Genomic DNA, 20288 nt, shown 5'->3' with positions numbered 1-20288 from the left:
GGCTTTTCGGGAAAAGGTTGTTCGCCCCCGGAAGAATCCGGCCCCACCGATTCATCCGGAGCGCCCATGTCCCAGCCCCTCACCCTCGTCAGCCACCTGCTGTGCCCCTACGTGCAACGCGCCGCGATCGCGCTGCACGAAAAGGGCGTCGCCTTCGAGCGCGTCGTGATCGACCTCTCGGCCAAGCCCGACTGGTTCCTCGCGATCTCGCCGCTGGGCAAGGTGCCGCTGCTGCGCGTGCAACGGCCCGACGGCGGCGAGACCGTGCTGTTCGAGAGCAACGTGATCTGCGAATACCTCGAGGAGACCCAGCCCGGCGCTCGGCTGCATCCCGAGGATCCGCTCGCGCGCGCCGAGCACCGCGCCTGGATGGAATTCGGCTCGGCGATCCTGGCCGACCTCTGGGGCTACGAGACCACCAAGGACGCCGAGGTGTTCGCGCAGAAGCGCCAGGCCCTGGCCGACAAGTTCGCGCGCGTCGAGGCGTCGCTCGGCGCCGGCCCCTTCTTCGCGGGCGAGCGCTTCAGCCTGGTCGACGCGGTGTTCGCGCCGGTGTTCCGCTACTTCGAGGTGTTCGACCGCCTCGTCGATTCGAAGCTCTTCGACGCCCTGCCGCGCGTCGATGCCTGGCGCCGGGCGCTGGCCGCGCGGCCCAGCGTGCGCGCGGCGGTGGTGCCCGAGTACCCCGAGCACCTGATGGACTTCCTGCGCAAGCACGAGTCGCTGCTGCTCACGCGCGCCGAGGAAGTCCGAGCGGCTTGATCGGGGCGCCGGGAGACCGACAATAGCGGGCTCCCCACGACAACACCCACGGACTCCACGCGATGAGACTCCTCCACACCATGCTGCGCGTCGGCAACCTGCAGCGCTCGATCGACTTCTACACGAAGGTGCTGGGCATGAACCTGCTGCGCACCTCCGAGAACCCCGAGTACAAGTACAGCCTGGCATTCGTCGGCTACGACGAGGGCAACCCCGGCCAGGCCGAGATCGAGCTCACCTACAACTGGGGCACCGAGAGCTACGAGCTCGGCACCGCCTACGGCCACATCGCGCTCGGCGTGCCCGATGCCTACGCCGCCTGCGAGAAGATCAAGGCCGCGGGCGGCAACGTCACGCGCGAAGCCGGCCCCGTGAAGGGCGGCACCACGGTGATCGCGTTCGTGACCGATCCCGACGGCTACAAGATCGAATTGATCCAGCGCGCCGAGCAGGCGGCCGGCGGCGGATTGCGCTGATCGGCGATGGCCACGGGTGCCGCGAAGAAGAAGCCGGCCGCGAAAAAGGCCGGTGCCAGGGCCGGCAACAAGGCCGTGCGCCATGTCGCGCTGCTGCGCGGCGTCAACGTCAACGGCATCACGATCCGCAGCGCCGAGCTGCAGGCGCTGTTCGTCGAGCTCGGCTTCGGCGCGGTGCGCACCGTGCTCGCGAGCGGCAACGTGCTGTTCGACACCGACGAGACCGACATCGCCGCGCTGCGCCAGCGCATCGAGCAGGCGCTGCGCGAGCGCTTCGGCTACGAGGCCTGGATCGTGCTGCTCGCGCAGGCCACGGTGGCGCGCATGGCCGCGGGCTATCCCTTCGAGCGCGTCGACGAGGAGCGCCATCCGTACATCGTGTTCGGCTCCGATCCGGCGATGCTCGACGAGGTGATGGCCAAGGCCGGCGAGCTCGATGCCCACACCGACCGGCTGCAGCGCGGCGACGGCGTGCTCTATTGGGAGCTGCCGCGCGGCGAGAGCACCGACACGCCGGTGGCGAAGCTGCTCGCGAAGACGCGCTACAAGTCGAGCACCACCACGCGCAACCTGCGCACGGTCGAGAAGCTGCTGGCCGCTTGAGCCGGCCGGGGCCGCCGCATGCGGGGAACTGCCCCTGCGCAGGGCACGGGATTTGCAATAGATTGAAAGGCCGACCGACGCGTCGGCCTTTTTCATTCGAGCGCCACGATGCACATCTCCAGAATCATTCCAACAGCCATGCTCGCCGTGACCGCGGCAGCGCTTTCCGCCTGCGGCGGCGGCTCCGGCGGTGGCTTCGCCCCGCTTCCCATCGGCAGCGCACCACCGCCGCCGGCGGCGCCACCACCGGCCCCGCCCGGCGCGCGCTTCGATCCCGCGCTGTGCGTGCAGCAGGCCGGCACGCCGCACGGCCAGACGGCCGGCATCAGCGGCACCAGCCTGATGGTGACCTCGGCCCACTACGAAGCCTCGAAGGCCGGCTGCAAGGTGCTGGCCACCGGCGGCAGCGCGATCGACGCGGCCATCGCGGTGCAGGCGGTGCTCGGCACGGCCGAGCCCTTCGCCTCGGGCCTCGGCGGCGGCACGCTGATCACCTACTACGACGCGGCCACCCGGGCCGTGCGCACCTTCGACGGCCTCTCGGCCGCGCCCGCGGCCACCGGCGGCGCGACCACGCTATACCAGGCCGTGGCGCAGGACGTCTCGAGCGCCGCGCCCTACAACGTCTGCAAGAGCGGCCTCGCGGCCGGCGCGAGCATCTCCTCGCAGCAGGGCAACACCAACATCTCGGCGCGCGCGGTCGGCATTCCGGGCACGGTGGCGGTGCTCGACCTGGTGCACCGCGCGTATGGCCGCAAGGCCTGGAACGCCCTGTGGGACGACGCGATCGCGCTGGCCGAGAACGGCTTCCCGATGACCAGGTACATGTACTCGACGCTCTATGCCGACAGCGCCGAGTTCGACGACGACGGCAACCCGGTGGACGCCGGCAGCGGCGTGCCGGCCTGGGTCAACTCGGCCGGCACGGTGCGCGGGGCGGCGCGCTGCAAGTATCCCGACATCGCGAAGCGCTACTGCGACCCGGCCGACGCCACGATGCAGAAGCCGCTGCCGATCGGCACGCTCATCAGGAATCCCGAGCTCGCGCAGACCATGAAGCTGGTGCGCGACGGCGGCGCCGCGGCCTTCTACGATCCGGCCCGGCCCACGGTGCAGGCGATCGTGGAGCGCACCACCACCGGCAGCCTGCCCTGCCGCTCGGTCCTGCCGACCGCGGGCACGCCCGCCAAGCCGGCGGTGGCGACCACCATCGCCTCGATCCCGAGCCTGATGCAGCCGGCCGACTTCGCGGCCTACCGGGCGGTGGAGCGCAAGCCGCTGGTGGGCACGCGCTTCGGCACCACGATCTACACCCAGCCCGCGCCCTCGTTCGGCGGCTTCGTCACGCTCTATTCGCTCGGCATCCTCGAGCGCAAGAAGCTGCAGGACGAGAAGGCGCTCGACACGCCGCGCTTCGTCTACTACGCCGCGGAGGCGAGCCGGCTCGCCAACATCGACCGGCGCGCCGTGATCGGCGACCCCGCATGGTCGAACGTCAACGCGCGCGCCTCGGTGCTGCTGAGCGAGGCCGAACTCGACCGCCGCGCGGCGCAGATCGCCGGCACGGCCTTCGACACCGCGCCCGCGGGCAACATCGGCAGCTTCGTGGCGGCGGACCCGGCGGGCTACGACACCATGGCTGCGCTCGGCAAGGCGCGCGCCGCCGCGCCGGCCACGCGGCTGGCGCAGGCTCGCCCGACGGCACGCGACGAGGACTGGAACACCACCAGCAACGTGGCGGTGGTCGATGGCTACGGCAACGCGCTGTCGATGACGACCACGATCAACACGCACTGGGGCGCGCACCTCGAGGCGGCGGGCATCATGCTCAACGACGTGATGTCGAACTTCTCGGCCGGCTCGAGCGCGCCGCCGAGCACGGGCTCGGACGTCAACGGCTACCAGGGCACCAAGCGGCCGCGCACCTCGATCGCGCCCGCGATCGCCTTCGATGCCGAGGGCCGGCTGCGGCTGGTCTGGGGGTCGGCGGGCGGCGGCCCGATCCCCGACTACATCGTCAAGACCTTCATGGGCCACGTGGTCTACGGCCTCGACCTGCAGGCCGCGATCAACGCGCCCAACTTCACGGGCCAGAACGGCGTGGCCGAACTCGAGGCCGGCTCGCCGCTGGCGCCGCTGGCCGACAGCCTGCGCGCGAGCTACGGCTACGACACCGACAACCTGCGCGTGACGGGCCTGCTCAGCGGCCTCAGCGGCATCGCGGTGACGCGCGACGCGAACGGCCGCGCGGTCTACAGCGGCGCGGCCGACAACCGGCGCTCGGGCGCGGCCTTCGGCTACTGAGCCCGCGTCGCGCGCACGAAGAAAAGCCTGGCGGTGCCAGGCTTTTTCATGGGGCGCGGATCAGCAGCCGAGCAACTCGGCCAGCTGCAGGATGTCGCGCGCATGCAGGTTGTTGCCAGCCACCGGCGTCACGTCCTTGGGCTGCGCGCGGCCGAACTCGAAGGGCCGCTCGATGTAGCCGGTCTTGAGGCCGCAGGCGCGCGCGGCCGCGAGGTCGTCGTGGTGCGCGGCGGCCAGCATCACCTGGCCCGGCGTGGCGTCGAACACGCCGGCCACGCCGAGATAGGTGCGCGGGTCGGGCTTGTAAGCCTTGAAGACCTCGGCCGACAGGATGCAGTCCCAGGGCAGGCCCGCGCGCTTGGCCATCTCGGTCAAGAGGCCGATGTTGCCGTTCGACAGCGAGCAGATGGTGAACTTGCGCTTGAGGCGCGTGAGCCCTTCCACCGCATCGGGCCAGGCCGGCAGCCGGTGCCAGGCGCGGCTGAGCTCGCGCCGCGCGGCGGCATCGAGGCGGTCGCTGAGGCCGAAGTCGCGCAGCACCTGCTCGAGCATGCTCAGGTGCAGTTCGTCGAGCAGGGTGAAGCCGCCCTCGCCCGCGGCGATGCGTTCCATCACCTGCTTCATCGCGGGCTGGTAGCCGGCGCGCCAGGCCAGCGCGAAGGTCGCGCCGTCTACACCCGGCAGGGCCTGCTCGGCCTCGGCGGCGATGCCGCTGTGCCAGTCGACCACGGTGCCGAAGACGTCGAAGGCCACGACCTTGAGGTCGCTGGCGTCGAAATCCGCGTTGCCCATGGCGGCCTCAGCGCGAAAGCTGGCTCGCGGCGCGCGCGAGCTGTTCGATGCGGACCCAGTCGCCGTCGCGGATGGCGTCGGTCGGCACGATCCACGAGCCGCCCACGCAGGCCACGTTCGACAGCGCGAGGAACTCGGCCGCGTTGCCCGCATGGATGCCGCCCGTGGGGCAGAAGACGACGTCGCCGAACGGGCCCTGCCAGGCCTTGAGCATCGGCAGGCCGCCGGCCTGCAGCGCGGGGAAGAACTTGAGCTGGGTGTAGCCGTCCTCCTGCGCCGACATGATCTCGCTGCCGGTGGCCACGCCGGGCAGCAGCGGCAGGCCGAGGTCGTGGCAGGCCTTGCCGACCGCGCGCGTGTAGCCCGGGCTCACGCCGAACTTCGCGCCGGCCAGCGCCGAGGCCTGGGCATCGGCCGCGCTGCGGATGGTGCCCGCGCCGGCGACGGCCTCGGGCACTTCCCTGGCGATGATCTCGATGCACTCGAGCGCCTGCGGCGTGCGCAGCGTCACCTCGAGCATGCGGATGCCGCCGGCGACCAGCGCGCGCGCGAGCGGCACGGCGTGCTTCACGTCGTTGAGCACGATCACCGGGATCACCGGCGCGTCGCGCATCACGTCGAGGGCAGTCAGTGCGTTCTTGTCGTTTACAGCCATGAGCAGGCTCCTTCTTCAGCAGTCAATGCATTGCGCCGCATTCCGGCGAACAGTTCGCGCCCCAGGCCATGGCCATCGGCGAAGCGCTGGGCCTCCGACAGCGTCGCGGCCTCGCGCTCGGCCCACTCGTCGGCGGGCAGCAGGACCTCGAGCGTACCCGCGACGGCATCCAGGCGTATGACGTCGCCGTCGCGCACCTTGGCCAGCGGCCCGCCCGCGGCCGCCTCGGGCGACACGTGGATGGCGGCCGGTATCTTGCCCGAGGCGCCGCTCATGCGGCCGTCGGTGACCAGCGCCACGCGGAATCCCTTGCCCTGCAGCACCGACAGCGGCGGCGTGAGCTTGTGCAGCTCGGGCATGCCGTTGGCCTGCGGGCCCTGCCAGCGCACCACGCAGACCACGTCGCGCTCGAGCTCGCCGGCCGTGAAAGCCTTCTGCAGCGCGGCCTGCGAATCGAAGACCCGCGCGGGTGCCTCGACCACATGGCGGTCGTCGGGCACCGACGAGACCTTGATGACGCTGCGGCCGAGGTTGCCGCTCAGCAGCTTCAGGCCGCCGGTGGCGCTGAAGGGCGCGGCGGCAGGCCGCGTGACGGCATCGTTCTGCAGCGCGGCGGCCGGCGTCCAGCGCAGGCGCTTCTCGTCGGCCTCGCCCTCGAGCGACGGCACGCCGGCGAATTCGCGGATGCCGCCCGAACGCACCGTCAGCACGTCGGCATGCATCAGGCCGGCCTCGACCAGCTCGCCGATCACGAAGCCGGGACCGCCCGAGGCCTGGAACTCGTTCACGTCGGCGCTACCGTTGGGGTACACGCGCGTGAGCAGCGGCACCACGTCCGACAGCTTCGAGAAATCGTCCCAGTCGATCACGATGCCCGCGGCGCGCGCCACGGCCACCCAGTGGATCAGGTGGTTGGTGGAGCCGCCGGTCGCGAGCAGCGCGGCCATGGCATTGACGATGCAGCGCTCGTCGACCATCTCGCCGATCGGCGGGCACTGGAAGGCGGCTTCGCCGGCCTTGCCCAGCACCGTGCGCACCGCCTCGCGCGTGAGCGTCTCGCGCATCGCGTCGCCGGGCTGCACGAAGGCCGTGCCGGGCACGTGCAGGCCCATGGCCTCGAGCAGCATCTGGTTGCTGTTGGCGGTACCGTAGAAAGTGCAGGTGCCGAGCGTGTGATAGGCGGCCATCTCGGCCTCGAGCAGGCCCTGACGGCCCACGAGCCCCTGCGCGGCCTGCTCGCGCACCTTCGACTTCGCGTTGTTCGACAGGCCCGAGGGCATCGGCCCCGCGGGCACGAACACGGTGGGCAGGTGGCCGAAGTGCAGCGCGCCGATCAGCAGGCCCGGCACGATCTTGTCGCACACGCCGAGCATCAGCGCGGCATCGAACATGTCGTGCGTGAGCGCGACCGCGGTGCTCATCGCGATCAGGTCGCGGCTGAACAGGCTCAGCTCCATGCCGGGCGTGCCCTGCGTCACACCGTCGCACATGGCGGGCACGCCGCCTGCCACCTGCGCGGTGGCGCCGAGGCGGCGCGCCTCGTGCTTGATGATGTCGGGATAGCCTTGGTACGGCGCATGGGCCGAGAGCATGTCGTTGTAGGCGGTGACGATGCCGATGTTGGGCGCGCGCTCGGCGACCACGCGGAACTTGTCGTTGGCCGGGATGCCGGCCACGGCATGCGCCACGTTGGCGCAGCCCATGCGGTCGGAGCCGCGGTCGCGCTGGCGCAGTTCGGCGAGGCGCGCGAGGTAGGCGCCGCGCTGCGCCTTGCTGCGATCGCGGATGCGATCGGTGACGTCGAGGACGGTGGGGTGTGTGCTGCTCATGGGGATGTTGTCGGTGGCTCTGCCGATGGGGTCGCCACTGTCGCGTGGGCGACCTCGAGATGGGTTCATCGTAGCAAGGACGACGCCAGGCCTCGATGGAAATCGGGCACCGTGCCAATACGAATCCACGCCCGGATACGGATGCTTGCAAAACACCCGGACGCGGGCTCGCGCGAGCCCGCGTGGCGGCGCATTCCGCGCGCCGCGGCGGCCTCGAATCAATCGAGCAGCTTGACCTCGACCCGGCGCGCCTGCGCGTCGTTGCCGCTGCCGGCCGTGACGGGCGGGCGCAGCAGGTCGATCCTGTCGGCCGGCACGCCGAGGCCGACGAGCACGTCGCGCACCGTCTCGGCACGCTTCTTGGCGAGCTGTTCGTTGACCGCCGCATCGCCGGTGGTGTCGTGGAAGCCCGAGACCACCGCCTTGCGGCCGGCCTCGACGCCCTTGATGACCGCGGCCAGCGCTTCCGCCGCGCCGGGCGCGAGGTCGGCGCTGCCGGTGGCGAAGTAGAAGTTCACCACGCCGTTGGCAACGCGGATGCTGGCGCCGTCGGGGATCGTGACGGTGACCGTCTCGGTGACCTCGGCCACCGTGGTCTGGGTGGCTGGCGCCGCGGCCGGCACCGTGATGGCGGTCTGCGCAGTCGCGGACGCCCGGGCGGGCGTCTTGTGCCACGCCGCGAAGCCGATCACGCCACCGACGATCAGCACCAGCAGGATCGCGAGCAGTCCGAGGGCGAAATTCTGCTGGCTGTCGTCGGTGGTGTTCGTCACGCGTGCTCCGTAGGATGAAAGCGGCCGGTAAATAATGGGGTGGTCAACCATGATCAGGAAATTGTAGGCATGGGTCCTTCTCCCGACACTGTAGGCGCTGGCCCCACCTCGGGCTCGGACCCGGCGCCCAATCCCGGGCCGCCGGGTCTGGATCCGCTGCCCAAGCCGCTGCGCGATCCGCAGCCGATGCTCGAGCGCACCATCGCCGAATGGGGCGGCCACGAGGACCTCTGGCTGTTCGGCTACGGCTCGCTGATCTGGCGGCCCGAGTTCGATTTCATCGAGCGCCGCCCGGCCTGGGTGCGCGGCTGGCACCGCGCGCTGAAGATGTGGAGCCGCGTCAACCGCGGCAGCGTGCAGACCCCGGGCCTGGTGTTCGGCCTGCTCTCGGGCGGCAGCGTGCGCGGCATGGTGTTCCGCGTGCCGGCCGCGCAGGGCCTGGACACGCTGCGCCGGCTCTGGCTGCGCGAGATGCCCACCGGCGTGTACGACCCCAAGTGGCTGCGCTGCACCACGGCCTCGGGGCCGGTGAGCGCGTTGGCCTTCACGCTGTCGCGGCGCAGCCCCAACTTCACGGGCGAGCTCAGCGACGAGCGCTACCGCCACATCTTCGCGAATGCCGTGGGCCGCTACGGCAGCTCGCTCGACTATGCGCAGCAGACGCTCGAGGAGCTGCGCCGCCATGCGATCCACGACGCGGCGCTCGCGCGGCTGGTGGCGCTGGCCGTGCCGCCGGCGGCGCCGGGCGACACATCGGCGGGGCACACTGCATCGCCGGCACCGGCCGATTGCGATGTGGTGCCGCCTCCGGTATACGTCGCAGGGTCGTCCGACAAGAAATCCTCCCAACCTTCCGGACCCTCCGGATCTCCCGACAAGGACCAACAATGAAGAACTCCTCCCGCCGCCTCGCCGGCGCCGCCACCGCCGTGCTCGCGGCCTCGCTGCTGGCCGCCTGCGGCACGCTGGGCGGCAAGCCCGCCACCACCGTCGAGCTGGTGCCCACCGGCGCGATCACGCCGAACCCGACCACGGGCACCGTCACCTTCACCGCGCTCGAGCATGGCGTGCGCGTGGCCGGCATCGTGCGCGGCCTGCCGCCGAACACCGAGCACGGCTTCCACATCCACGAGAAGGGCGACTGCGGCGACAACGGCAATGCCTCGGGCGGCCACTTCAACCCCAGCGGCGGCACGCACGGCAAGTTCGCCGCGCCGGGCAGCCATGCGGGCGAGTTGCCGAGCCTGGTGGCCAACGGCGCCGGCGAGGCACGCTTCAGCGTCGAGAACCATGCGATCTCGCTGACGCCGGGCGCCGCCAACAGCGTGATCGGCCGTGCCCTCGTGGTGCACCGCGACAAGGACGACTTCACGACCCAGCCGGCCGGCAACTCGGGCCCGCGCATCGCCTGCGCGGTGATCGGCAAGTAAGAAGGGTTCAGCCGGCGCGCGGTGCGCCGGCTGCCTCGCGCGCGCGCCACAGCGCCTCGGCGCGCGCCAGGGCCTCGGGGGTGTCGATGTCGGTCACGACGCCGGCGTCGTCGAGCGGCAGGTCGGCCACCGAACCCGCCGCGCGCAGCGCGCGCAGGACGGGCGCCGCGCCGAAGTTGCCCTCGAGCGCGGCGAGCGCCGCCTGGCAACCGGCGGCAAAGCCCACCGGATGCCCGCGCTCTCCCTGGTAGCTGGGCTGCGCCGCCTGAGCCCCGCCCGCGAGCGCGGCCGCCACCGCCTGCATCGTCCGCGGCAGCACCAGCGGCAGGTCGCCCGGCAGGATCAGCCAGCCGGACGCACCCGAAGTGGCGCGCACCGCGGCCGCGATCGAATCGCCCATGCCCGGATGGCCCGCGTCCTCCACGTGCCAGGGCAGGCCGCTCGCGCGCACGGCGTCGAGCGTGCGTTCGAGCACCGGCTTGCCGGCCAGCGGCGCGCGCAGCTTGGAACCGCTGCCGCCGGCGGCCACGAAGCGCTCGCCGCGGCCCGAGGCCAGCACGATCACGGTCGGGGGATTCGCGAGGGAGGTCACGGCGCGAGTATCGCTTGGGCAACAATGCCGGCATGACTTCCCCGACTTCCCAAGAATCGCTGGCCGCGCTGCGCAAGAGCTACGAGCGCGCCGAGCTCGGCGAGGCGCACAGCGCCGACGATCCGCTGCGCCAGTTCGAGCGCTGGCTCGACGAGGCCATCGATGCCCAGGTGCCCGAGCCCAACGCGATGACCTTGTGCACGGTCGGCAGCGACCTGCGGCCCTCGAGCCGCATCGTGCTGATCAAGGGCTACGACGCGCGCGGCCTGGTCTGGTACACCAACTACGAGAGCCGCAAGGGCCGCGAGCTCGCGGGCAACCCCTATGCGTCGCTGCAGTTCCACTGGGTCGAGCTCGAGCGCGTGGTGCGCATCGAGGGCCGGGTCGAGAAGGCCGGCGCCGACGAGAGCGACGCCTACTACGCGAGCCGCCCGCTCGATTCGCGGCTGGGCGCCTGGGCCAGCCCGCAGAGCGAGGTGATCGGCGGGCGCGAGGTGCTGGTGAAGAATGCCGCCGTGGCCGCCGCGAAGTACCTGCTCTCGCCGCCACGCCCGCCGCACTGGGGCGGTTACCGGCTGGTGCCCGACCGCTGGGAATTCTGGCAGGGCCGCAAGAGCCGGCTGCACGACCGGCTGCGCTACCGGCTCGAGGCCGGCCAGTGGGTGCGCGAGCGGCTCGCTCCCTAAGCGGTCAAGCCTCGCAGGCCGCCACCTTGAATTCGACGCGGCGATCGAGCGCGTCGCTCGCATCGTCGGCACCCGTGCCCACGATGTTCTCGCGGAAGCCGGCGCCGGCTTCGCGCAGCTTCTTCGCCAGCGGCGGGGCCTCGCCCACCAGCCGGGTCTTGACGGTCACCGCGCGCTGCAGCGACAGCCGCTCGTTGACCGCCTCCGAGCCCGTGCGGCTGGTGTGGCCGGTCACGACCACGCAGGAATCGATCTGCGCCGCCTGGCGCGCGATCTGGCGCAGCCACATCGGGTAGGCGGCGCTGATCTTCGGGTCGGCCAGGAAGTCGGTCGAGCCCGGCTTGAACAGGAACTTCACGCTGAGGTTGTTGCTTTCGAGCCCCAGGCGCGCGAGCGTGCCGAAAGTGCGCTCGGCGTCGGCGGTGCGGCCCAGCTGCGACTGCGTGAGGTACAGGCCGCTGTAGACGCGCAACTGCTGGCCGTCGGGGCGGCGCGAGGCGGCCTCGTAGCGTGCCAGCGCCTCCTGCAGCCGGCCGGCCTCGTAGGCGGCGGTGGCCTCCTGCATCACGGTCGCGGTCGGCAGGCGCTCGAGATAGAGCGCGTCGGCGGCCTGGCCCGGCTGGGTCTCGGCGGTGCGGATGTAGCCCTCGACGCCGCGGTCCTTGCCGTTGACCGGGCTGTCGCGGAAGAAGGCGGTGGGCCGGGTGTCGAGCGTCGCGTCGCTGATGCGCGCCGTCGACTGCGCGATCACGGTGCCGCCCTTGATCTCGGTCAGCGCGAGGTTCAGCCGGTAGGGCGAGCCGCCCGCTTCCTTGTCGCGCACCAGCGTGCCGTTGAGCACGTACTGCGCGGTGGCGATCTCGGTGCTGTTGAACGGCGTCACGGTGAACTGCTTGAACTGCGCCTGCATGCGCTGGACGATGCGCTGCTCGGCCACGCGCGTGACCTCGGTCTGCTGGCCGCTGGCGCTCTCGAGCAGCGGATCGATGACGATGCGGCTCTGCTTCATCGAGGACTCGACCTTGGCGAGGAAGCCCGGCAGCTTCTTGGTCTGCACCATCAGGTCGTCCACCGCCTGGTCGACGGCCTGGTCGAAAGGCATCGCGTTGCCCGGCTGCGGGCGTTGCGCCGCGCAGGCCGCGAGCAGCACGGCGGCGGCGCCGAGCGCCATCGCGCGCAGCGCGCCGCGCAGGCTGGAGGGGATCTTCATCATCAGCATTGGCTCCTCAAGTACGTCATGTCCTGGTCCGACAGCGGCTCGCCCACGGCGGCGCGCATGTTGATCTCGGTGCAGCGCTTCGTCGGCGCCGGCCGGCGCGCGGGGGCGGGCCGGTCGGCCTCCTGTTCCGCCACGCGGGCCGGCGGCGCCTCGGCCGGCGCGCGCGGCTTCGGCGACGGCCGCGCGGCCGCCCTCTCGCTCGGCCGGTCGACCGCTGCCGGCGGCTTCGCCGGTTCGGGCGCCGGTTTTTCCTCCGGCCTGGGCACGGCGAGACAGGGCGTGCGGCATGGCTTGGCCTGCGCCGCCGCCGGCGTGGCCGCGCCCAGCAGCAGCCACGGCGCGATCGCCGTCGCGACCAGCACCATCGCAACAACGGGCATGGATCGCGTCTGGCAAATCATCAGCGGGGAAATGTAGAGCGGCGCGCGGCGCTCCACATCTCGCCAAACGGCCACCCTGCCGAACGGCATAGGGGGCACGAGGCGGCGAGAAAGATCGAAGGGCTACGGTTTCGCGTGGCCCGCGGCGGATGTCAGGGCAGCCACTGCACCCAGAGCATCACCAGCGTGAGCGTGACCAGCGCGAGCAGCGTGGAGACCGCGACGCTGGCGGTCACCAGGTCCTCGGCGCTGCGGTAGCGCTGCGAGAACAGGAACACGTTGGCGCCGATCGGCAGCGCGGCCGCGACCACCATCACCATGAGCGGAATGCCGCGCACGCCGAGCGCCCAGCCGATGATCGCCACCAGCAGCGGATGCAGCAGGTTCTTGACGCCGGCCTGCACCAGGGCACTGCGCCAGTGGCGCCCCACCGGCGTGAGCGCCAGCGTGATGCCCACCATCACCAGCGCCACCGGGCCGAAGGCCTGGCCCAGCAGCTCGATGGTGCGGTCGACCGGCTGCGGCATGACCCAGCCGCTCTGCGCGAACAGCAGGCCCGCGATGATCGGCAGCGGCACCGGATGGATGATGGCGTTGCGCAGCGCGCGCAGCACGGTGCGCAGCATCGAGCGCTTCTCGGTGCCGCCCAGCATTGCATGCTCGCGCGCCACCGCGAGCTCGAGCACCACGGTGGCGCTGGTCATCAGCACCAGCGAATGCAGCGAGATCAAGGTCAGCAGCACCACCATGCCGGCCTCGCCATAGGCCAGGCCGACCAGCACGATGCCGATCATCACGGTGTTGCTGTAGGTGTTGGCGAGCGCGAGCACCGCGCCCGTGCGGTTGAAGCCGCGCAGCGCCAAGGTGGCCGCGAACAGCAGCCCCGAGGCGATGAAGTAGGCCGCCACCGGCTTGAAGCGCAGTTCCTCGACATGCACGCCGCTCATCGCGCGGAACAGCAGCGCCGGCGCGAGCAGCAGGAAGATGAGATTGGAGAGGTCCTTGACCGCATTGCCGCCGATCCAGCGGCGCCTCCCGGCCAGGTAGCCCGCCGCGATCAGCAGCACGACGGGCAGGAGGGATGAGATGACGAACGAATTCACCGGTCGAGGATAGCCGAGCGATTGCCGCCCTCCCCCGCGGGAAAGGGCGGCACATGCACGCTCAGAAGGTCACGCGCACGCCCACCTTCAGCGAGCGTCCCGGCAGCGGCGCGGCCGGGTACACCGTCGTCGTCAGGATCGAGGTCGGGCTGTAGGCCAGCTTGTTGCCGATGTTGTCGATGCGCGCATACCAGGTGAGGTTGGCGCGCTGCACCTTCATGCGGTAGGCGATCGAGGCATTCCACAGCGTGTAGGCATCGGTCTCCCGCGCGCCGACGCCGGGCACGCGGTGCTGCGCGGCGTTGTAGTCGAAGCCGACGCGGCCGCTCCACGGGCCGTTGCCGTAAACCAGCGTGGCGCCCAGGCGCAGCGGCGCGATGCGCGGCAGCGGTTCGCCGGTGTCGGTGTTCTTCGCGCGCACCAGGTCGCCGCGCCACTCGAGGTCGAGCGTGCCGGCGTCCGCCATGCGCGCGAAGCCGTCGCTGCCCAGCAGGCGCAGGTTGCCGCTGGCCTCGATGCCGGTGAAGCGCGCGCGCACGCCGTTGTAGAGGTACTCGGCCAGCGTGTCGGTGACCTCGGGATCGGTCACGACCTGGCCCTCTCCGTCGAGCGTTCGGCCCGAGGCGGTCAGGCCGATGTAGTTGCGAAAGCGCGTGACGTAGGCGTTGACGCGTGCCGTGTTCGGCCCCGACTTCCATTGCGCGCCGAGGTCGAAGCCGGTCGATTGCTCCTTGCTGAGGTTCGGGTTGCCGACCTCCCACGCGGCCGTGGCCACGTGCGGGCCGTTGGCCAGCAGCTCGTAGTCCTTGGGCGCGCGCTCGGTGTAGGCGATGTTCGAGGTCAGCTGCCACTGCGGCGCGAGGTTGACCAGGGCGCCGAAGGCGGCGCTGTTCGGGTTGAAGGTGCGCTCGCCGATCGCGAAGCGGTCGATGCTCGGATCGTCGGGATAGCCGAGCGATCGCACGGTGACGCGCTCGGTGCGCGCGCCGAAGCTCAGCTTGCCCCACGAGGTCCCCATCTCCTCGTATAGGAACAGCGCGCGCGAGCGCGTGCGGCTGTGCGGCGCGAAGGCCTCCTCGCCGTCGGCGGCGAAGCGGTTGGTCTCGGCGCTGAAGCCCATCAGACCTTCCAGCGGCCCGATCTTCTCGTGCCGCACCTCGACGCGCAGGTCGTTGCTCATGTTCGAGAAGGTGGTGCCGGCTTCGGCGCCCTCGAACTCGGTGTGGCGGTAGTTGGTGTGGCTGAGCTTGGCGTGGACGCTGCGGATGATGCCGCCCGGGCGCCACTCGCCCTCGATCGCGTAGCGGTCGGACTTCATCGCGATGGTCACGTCGTCCTCGGCCACGGTGCCGTAGTTGCTGCGGTAGGTGCTGGCCGAGGCGCCGATCCAGCCCTGGTCGAAGAACAGCGTGCCGCCGATCGCGCCGCCATGGGCCTCGTTGGCCGAGTTGCAGATCTTGCGCGCGCGCCAGGGCGAGCCGGGCTTCTCGCAGTTCAGGTCGATCGGCACCGAGACGTCGCTCGAGTCGCGCTTGAAGGCATCGGCATGCAGCGCGAAGCGGCCGTTGCCGCCCTCGAGCATCACGGCGCCGTTCTTCTCGCGGTTGCCGGTGGCGTAGCCGAGGTCGGCACGGCCGCCGAAGCCCTCGATCGGCTCGCTCGGGATGCGGTTGTCGATCAGGTTGACCACGCCGCCGACCGCGCTGCCGCCGTACTGCAGCGCCGACGGGCCGCGCAGCACCTCGACGCGCTCGGTGACCAGCGCGTCGACCGGCACCGCGTGGTCGTAGCTCAGCGCCGAGGCGTCGGGCGCGCCGCCGCCGTTCTGCAGGATGCGGATGCGGTCGCCGTCCTGACCGCGGATGATCGGGCGGCTGGCATTGGGACCGAAGTAGGTGCTGCTGACGCCGGGGATGTTGTCGAGCGTCTGGCCCAGCGTGGACTGCGAGCGCAGCAGCAGTTCATTGCCCGAGAGCGTGGTGGTGGGCGCGATCAGGTCGCTGGCGCCCAGCGGATTGCCGGTGACGGTGATCTCGCGCAGGCTGGTGGTGGGTTGCGGGTTCGGCGAGGGATCGGCGGGTGCGGTCTGGGCCAGGGCCGCGGCTGAGGCGAGCGAGAGGACGGCAGCGCCGATGGCGTTGCGACGGAATTGGGGGGTCATGAATGAAAACTCGTTGAATCGATGAACGACCGCCGGCCACCCGTGCGCGACGGGTGGCGGCGAATCGGAAACGGGGGATTCAGCGAGCCGGAGGCGGGCCGCGCGCGTCGAACAGCGCGACCCAGCGCGCCAGCGCCTCGCCCTGCAGCCAGGCGAAGGTGGCCGCGGGCAGCAGCACCGGCAGCACCACCAGCGGCACGCCCGGCGCGCTGGCGCCGTGCGCGAGCTGGTCGTAGAGCCGGCACTCGGCATCGGTGTGCAGCCCGAACAGGCTGGCGATGCCATGCGGATGCACATGGGCCTGCGCGGCCGGTGCCTGGACCGCGGCCGCCGGCGCGGGCAGGCCGGGCACGTGCAGCGTGCGGTGCATCAGCCCGAGCGTGCCGGACAGCCACAGCGCCACCGCCAGCACGACGAGCATCGCGCGGGCGGAAACGGGGACGGGACGGCGAAGCGTGTGCACGAGGGAAAAGCTGGCAGGAATCGGGCCAGGGCGGCCCGGAGCGGCAGGGTCAGTCCTTCTTCACTTCTTCACGCGCGCGGCGAAGGTCTTCTGGAACTTCTCGACCTTCGGCCCCACGACGAAGGCGCAGTAGCCCTGGTTCGGGTGGTTCAGGAAGTAATCCTGGTGGTAGGCCTCGGCGGTCGAGTAGTTGTCGAGCGGCTTGACCTCGGTCACCACCGGCGAGGCGTAGGTCTTGCCGGCCTCGATCTCGCGGATGACCTCCTCGGCCACCTGCTTCTGCGCCTCGGTCGTGTAGTAGATGCCGCTGCGGTACTGGGTGCCGACGTCGTTGCCCTGGCGGTTGAGCGTCGTGGGGTCGTGCACCACGAAGAAGATCTCGAGGATCTCGCGCAGGCCGATCTGCGCCGGGTCGAAGCTCAGTTTCACGACCTCGTTGTGGCCGGTGCGGCCGGTGCAGACCTGCTCGTAGCTGGGGTTGACCGTCTGGCCGTTCGCATAGCCCGACTCCACGTCGACCACCCCTTGCACGCGGTCGAACACCGCCTCGGTGCACCAGAAGCAGCCGCCGCCGAGCACGATGGTTTCGGTGGTGGAAGGCGAAGAGGACATGGGAAGGCTCCTGAGGAACTGACAAGCGAACCCGATATTGTCGCGGCTTGACGCATCCGATGCGGCTCACTACATTACTAACCCGCGAGTCATTAAACAATGCCCACTCCCCGATTCCTTGCCGACAAGATCTGCCCGGTCCGCGCCAAGCGCGAACGGCGCAAGGAGGCGCGCCCCGGCGAACTGCTGGCGGCCGCCCTCGATCTGTTCGTCGAGAAGGGCTATGCCGCCACCCGCTCGGAAGAGGTGGCGGTGCGCGCCGGCGTCTCCAAGGGCACGCTGTTCCTCTATTTCCCGAGCAAGGAAGAGCTGTTCAAGGCCGTGGTCATCGAGAACCTCGGCGGCCGTTTCACGGAGTGGAACCAGGAATTCGAGACCTTCGAGGGCACCACGGCCCAGATGCTGCGCTACTGCATGCGCGTGTGGTGGGAGCGCGTGGGCCTGACCCAGGCCTCGGGCCTCACCAAGCTGATGATGAGCGAGGGCGCCAATTTCCCCGAACTGGCCGCTTTCTACCGCCAGGAGGTGGTGCAGCCGGGCCATGCGTTGCTCCGGCGCATCATCCAGCGCGGCATCGACCGCGGCGAATTCCGGCCGGTCGACGTCGACCACACCATCTACTCGGTGGTCGCGCCGATGATCTTCCTGATGCTCTGGAAGCACTCGGCCAACCTCTGCGTCGACGAGGGCGGCAACTTCGACCCCCTGCGCTACATCGAGGCGCAGGCCGACGCGGTGCTCTACGGCCTCAGCACCCGGCCGCGGGCGCAGGCCGAACCCGACGAAGCCGCTGGCCCGTCGGGTGCCGCCTAAAATTGAAGGTTTGTCCTGACCCGCCCCCCAGAAGGAAAACCCATGAGCACCGCCCCCACCCTCGAGCGCTTGCGCTTCAACATGATCGAACAGCAGATCCGCCCCTGGGATGTGCTGGATATGGAAATCCTCGACCTGCTCGCGGCCATCCGCCGCGAGGACTACGTGCCCGAGGCGCACCGCGCGCTGTCCTTCTTCGACATGGAGCTGCCGCTGCTCGACGGCTCGGTGCCCGGCGAATTCATGCTGTCGCCCAAGGTCGAGGCCCGCACGCTGCAGGACCTGCACGTGCAGAAGCACGAATCGGTGCTCGAGATCGGCACCGGCTCCGGCTTCATGGCCGCCCTGCTCGGCGCCCGCGCCGCCAAGGTGCTGTCGCTCGAAATCAACCCCGAGCTGGCCGCCCGCGCCGCCGAGACGCTGCGCCAGAACGGCGTGACCAACGTCGAGGTGCGCCATGCCGACGGCGCCGTGCCGCTGCCCAGCGGCCCGAGCTTCGACGTGATCGTGCTCAGCGGCTCGGTCGCGCGCATTCCGCAGAACCTGCTCGGCTCGCTCAAGGTCGGCGGCCGCCTGGCGGCGATCGTCGGCGACGAGCCCATGATGCGCGCCCACTTCGTGACCCGCACCAGCGAGAGCAAGTGGGACACGATCCAGCCCTGGGACACGGTGGCGCCGCGCCTCCTGAACTTCCCCGAGCCGTCGCGCTTCGCGTTCTGATCCGGGTCCACCGCATGATCGATCAAGTCCGCCCCGCCGACCTCGCCGCCTGGTTTGCACAGGACGCCGACGCACCCGCCGTGCTGCTCGACGTCCGCGAGCCCTGGGAGCTGCAGACCGCGAGCGTCGCCCCGGCGGGCTTCACGCTGCTGGCGATCCCGATGAACGAGATCCCCGCGCGCCTGTCCGAGCTCGACGAGAACCAGCGCATCGCCTGCCTGTGCCACCACGGCGCCCGCAGCCAGCGCGTGGCCGCCTTCCTGCACCAGAACGGCTTTGCGCAACTGGCCAACGTGGCCGGCGGCATCGACGCCTGGTCCGCGCAGCACGACCCCGCCGTGCCGCGCTACTGATTCTTCTCCCCCAAGGACTTTCAATGCCTCCCAGGCCCCGGCTCCTGCCTCTTTCCGCAGCCATCGCAAGCCTTCTTGCCACGCTGCTCGCATCGCCGGCCCAGGGCCAGACACTGAACGAACTCTATGAATCGGCGCGTGGCTTCGATGCCACCTACCAGGGCGCGCGCGCCCAGTACGACGCCACCGTGGCGCGGGCCGCGCAGGCCAGGGCCGGCATCCTGCCGGCCGTCGGGCTCAGCGCGGGCGTGAACCGCAACAACCTCGACATCGACGTCATCACGGGCAACCAGCAGGGCAGTTCCTCGCGCGACTTCACGCAGCAGAACATCGGCATCAACGCCACCCAGCCGCTGTACCGGCCCGCCAACTGGGCCACCTGGGAACAGGGCAAGCGCCAGGCCGAGATCGCGCAGTCGGTGTTCACCATCGCCGAACAGGACCTGATCGTGCGCGTGAGCCAGGCCTACTTCGACGTGCTCGCGAGCCAGGACAGCCTGGCGCTGGTGCGCGCGCAGAAGGCGGCCGTGTCCGAGCAGCTCGCCTCGGCCAAGCGCAACTTCGAGGTCGGCACCTCCACCATCACCGACTCGCGCGAGGCCCAGGCCCGCTACGACCTCGTGGTGGCGCAGGAGATCGCGGCCGAGAACGACCTGCGCGTGAAGAAGATCGTGCTCGACCAGCTGGTGGGCCGCCCCGGCAGCGTGCCGGTGCCGCTCGCGGTGCCGGTGGTGCTGCCGACCGCGCAGCCGGCCGACATCGAGGCCTGGGTGGCGCAGGCCGACGCCGGCCATCCGGCGATCCGCCAGGCGCAGCTCGGCGTCGACGTGGCGGGCCTCGAGATCGAGAAGGCGCGCGCCGGCCACAAGCCCACGCTGGACGCCAACCTCGGCTACAACGTCACGCGCAACCCCAACGGCACCAGCACCAGCAGCGTGGGCACGCGCATCAACGCCGCCACCGTGGGCGTGACCTTCAACCTGCCGCTGTTCGCGGGCTTCGCGACCGAGAACCGCATCAAGGAAACGCTGGCCCTCGAGGACCAGTCGCGCAGCGTGCTCGACGGCACGCGCCGCAACGTTGCGCAGGCCACGCGCGCGGCCTACCTCGGGCTGGTCTCGGGCGCGGGCCAGGTCAAGGCGCTCGAGGCCGCCGAGGCCTCGAGCCAGAGCGCGCTCGACGCCAACCGCCTGGGTTACCAGGTGGGCGTGCGCATCAACATCGACGTGCTCAATTCGCAGAGCCAGCTCTACCAGACCAAGCGCGACCTCGCGCAGGCGCGCTACAACGTGCTGCTGGGCAACCTGAAGCTGCGCCAGGCCAACGGCACGCTGAGCGTGGCCGACATGGACGCCATCAACGCCACGCTGGCGAAGAACGGCAGCGTGCCCGCGGTGCCGGCCCCATCGACCGCGCCGGCCGATCCGAACGCCGTGGCCGTGCCGCCCGCGCGGCCCAGCGTGCCGGTGGTGCCGCCGGTGCCGGTGGCGCCGTTCAATCCGCCGCCGCCCGCGATCCCCGTGGCACCGCCTCCGCCGCCGGTGCTGAACCCGGGGCGCTGA

At 70.9% G+C, this 20288-nt stretch carries 22 protein-coding genes; 12 read left to right on the top strand and 10 right to left on the bottom strand.

Annotated features, from left to right (window positions below; all coding sequences use genetic code 11):
- Window positions 1-66: 66 nt before the first annotated feature.
- From KV106_RS29455 to KV106_RS29440, 4 genes are all read left to right on the top strand, one after another.
- Window positions 67-762: a glutathione S-transferase family protein gene (locus tag KV106_RS29455; protein ID WP_261214426.1), complete on the top strand. Its 696-nt coding sequence runs from the start codon at window positions 67-69 to the stop codon at window positions 760-762.
- Between the two features lie 62 nt (window positions 763-824).
- Window positions 825-1238: a lactoylglutathione lyase gene (gene gloA, locus KV106_RS29450; protein ID WP_093340085.1), complete on the top strand. Its 414-nt coding sequence runs from the start codon at window positions 825-827 to the stop codon at window positions 1236-1238.
- A 6-nt stretch (window positions 1239-1244) separates the two neighbouring features.
- On the top strand, window positions 1245-1841 hold the full coding sequence (locus KV106_RS29445) for a DUF1697 domain-containing protein (protein WP_261214424.1): 597 nt from the start codon (window positions 1245-1247) through the stop codon (window positions 1839-1841).
- Between the two features lie 108 nt (window positions 1842-1949).
- Window positions 1950-4145 (top strand): gamma-glutamyltransferase family protein, encoded by a 2196-nt coding sequence (locus KV106_RS29440; RefSeq protein WP_261214423.1) that lies wholly within the window; start codon window positions 1950-1952, stop codon window positions 4143-4145.
- Between the two features lie 60 nt (window positions 4146-4205).
- Here KV106_RS29440 and KV106_RS29435 read toward each other — a convergent pair whose 3' ends face one another.
- The 4 genes from KV106_RS29435 to KV106_RS29420 all read right to left on the bottom strand — a co-directional run bounded on the left by KV106_RS29435 (window position 4206) and on the right by KV106_RS29420 (window position 8194).
- Complete coding sequence (locus KV106_RS29435; RefSeq protein ID WP_057597172.1) at window positions 4206-4937, bottom strand: haloacid dehalogenase type II; 732 nt, start codon at window positions 4935-4937, stop codon at window positions 4206-4208.
- A 7-nt stretch (window positions 4938-4944) separates the two neighbouring features.
- Window positions 4945-5592, bottom strand: a complete 648-nt coding sequence (gene eda / locus KV106_RS29430) for a bifunctional 4-hydroxy-2-oxoglutarate aldolase/2-dehydro-3-deoxy-phosphogluconate aldolase (RefSeq protein WP_261214421.1) — start codon at window positions 5590-5592, stop codon at window positions 4945-4947.
- A complete protein-coding gene (gene edd / locus KV106_RS29425) occupies window positions 5583-7421 on the bottom strand; it encodes a phosphogluconate dehydratase (RefSeq protein WP_261214420.1) in 1839 nt (612 codons plus the stop codon). Before edd ends, eda begins: the two co-directional genes overlap by 10 nt.
- Before the next feature lie 218 nt (window positions 7422-7639).
- Window positions 7640-8194, bottom strand: coding sequence for an OmpA family protein (locus KV106_RS29420; protein WP_261214419.1), 555 nt, complete (start codon window positions 8192-8194; stop codon window positions 7640-7642).
- A 156-nt stretch (window positions 8195-8350) separates the two neighbouring features.
- Here KV106_RS29420 and KV106_RS29415 point away from each other — a divergent pair, with 156 nt between their 5' ends.
- A complete protein-coding gene (locus KV106_RS29415) occupies window positions 8351-9085 on the top strand; it encodes a gamma-glutamylcyclotransferase (RefSeq protein ID WP_409976569.1) in 735 nt (244 codons plus the stop codon).
- The gene (locus KV106_RS29410; RefSeq protein ID WP_057597176.1) at window positions 9082-9624 is read left to right on the top strand and encodes a superoxide dismutase family protein; all 543 of its coding nucleotides are present in this window, start codon (window positions 9082-9084) and stop codon (window positions 9622-9624) included. Before KV106_RS29415 ends, KV106_RS29410 begins: the two co-directional genes overlap by 4 nt.
- A 7-nt stretch (window positions 9625-9631) precedes the next feature.
- On the opposite strand, the gene KV106_RS29405 is transcribed toward KV106_RS29410, so the two are convergent.
- Window positions 9632-10216, bottom strand: a complete 585-nt coding sequence (locus tag KV106_RS29405; protein ID WP_057597177.1) for a nucleotidyltransferase family protein — start codon at window positions 10214-10216, stop codon at window positions 9632-9634.
- Window positions 10217-10248: 32 nt separating this feature from the next.
- Between KV106_RS29405 and pdxH the strand changes: the two genes are divergently transcribed.
- Entirely contained in the window at window positions 10249-10902 is a 654-nt protein-coding gene (pdxH, locus tag KV106_RS29400) for a pyridoxamine 5'-phosphate oxidase (protein WP_057598633.1), read from the top strand.
- Window positions 10903-10906: 4 nt separating this feature from the next.
- Here pdxH and KV106_RS29395 read toward each other — a convergent pair whose 3' ends face one another.
- Window positions 10907-12115: an OmpA family protein gene (locus KV106_RS29395; RefSeq protein WP_261214412.1), complete on the bottom strand. Its 1209-nt coding sequence runs from the start codon at window positions 12113-12115 to the stop codon at window positions 10907-10909.
- 24 nt (window positions 12116-12139) lie between these two features.
- Here KV106_RS29395 and KV106_RS29390 point away from each other — a divergent pair, with 24 nt between their 5' ends.
- Window positions 12140-12538 (top strand): hypothetical protein, encoded by a 399-nt coding sequence (locus tag KV106_RS29390; RefSeq protein ID WP_261214411.1) that lies wholly within the window; start codon window positions 12140-12142, stop codon window positions 12536-12538.
- A 115-nt stretch (window positions 12539-12653) separates the two neighbouring features.
- On the opposite strand, the gene KV106_RS29385 is transcribed toward KV106_RS29390, so the two are convergent.
- From KV106_RS29385 to msrA, 4 genes are all read right to left on the bottom strand, one after another.
- Window positions 12654-13604 (bottom strand): AEC family transporter, encoded by a 951-nt coding sequence (locus KV106_RS29385; protein WP_261214409.1) that lies wholly within the window; start codon window positions 13602-13604, stop codon window positions 12654-12656.
- A 61-nt stretch (window positions 13605-13665) separates the two neighbouring features.
- On the bottom strand, window positions 13666-15765 hold the full coding sequence (locus KV106_RS29380; RefSeq protein WP_261214407.1) for a TonB-dependent receptor: 2100 nt from the start codon (window positions 15763-15765) through the stop codon (window positions 13666-13668).
- A 79-nt stretch (window positions 15766-15844) separates the two neighbouring features.
- Window positions 15845-16186: a hypothetical protein gene (locus tag KV106_RS29375; protein WP_057596282.1), complete on the bottom strand. Its 342-nt coding sequence runs from the start codon at window positions 16184-16186 to the stop codon at window positions 15845-15847.
- Window positions 16187-16288: 102 nt separating this feature from the next.
- On the bottom strand, window positions 16289-16840 hold the full coding sequence (gene msrA / locus KV106_RS29370) for a peptide-methionine (S)-S-oxide reductase MsrA (protein ID WP_057596283.1): 552 nt from the start codon (window positions 16838-16840) through the stop codon (window positions 16289-16291).
- Between the two features lie 99 nt (window positions 16841-16939).
- On the opposite strand from msrA, the gene KV106_RS29365 reads away from it, so the two are divergent.
- The 4 genes from KV106_RS29365 to KV106_RS29350 are packed head-to-tail and all read left to right on the top strand — an operon-like array spanning window position 16940 to window position 20288.
- Entirely contained in the window at window positions 16940-17653 is a 714-nt protein-coding gene (locus KV106_RS29365; RefSeq protein ID WP_057596284.1) for a TetR/AcrR family transcriptional regulator, read from the top strand.
- A 42-nt stretch (window positions 17654-17695) separates the two neighbouring features.
- Window positions 17696-18373, top strand: a complete 678-nt coding sequence (locus KV106_RS29360; RefSeq protein ID WP_057596285.1) for a protein-L-isoaspartate O-methyltransferase family protein — start codon at window positions 17696-17698, stop codon at window positions 18371-18373.
- Between the two features lie 14 nt (window positions 18374-18387).
- Complete coding sequence (locus tag KV106_RS29355) at window positions 18388-18726, top strand: rhodanese-like domain-containing protein (protein WP_057596286.1); 339 nt, start codon at window positions 18388-18390, stop codon at window positions 18724-18726.
- A 23-nt stretch (window positions 18727-18749) separates the two neighbouring features.
- The gene (locus KV106_RS29350; RefSeq protein ID WP_057596287.1) at window positions 18750-20288 is read left to right on the top strand and encodes a TolC family outer membrane protein; all 1539 of its coding nucleotides are present in this window, start codon (window positions 18750-18752) and stop codon (window positions 20286-20288) included.

Source organism: Variovorax endophyticus, assembly GCF_025376855.1.
Taxonomy (GTDB): domain Bacteria; phylum Pseudomonadota; class Gammaproteobacteria; order Burkholderiales; family Burkholderiaceae_C; genus Variovorax.
Note: the sequence above shows the minus strand (reverse complement) of the source record. Positions and strands in the feature narration are given on the sequence as shown.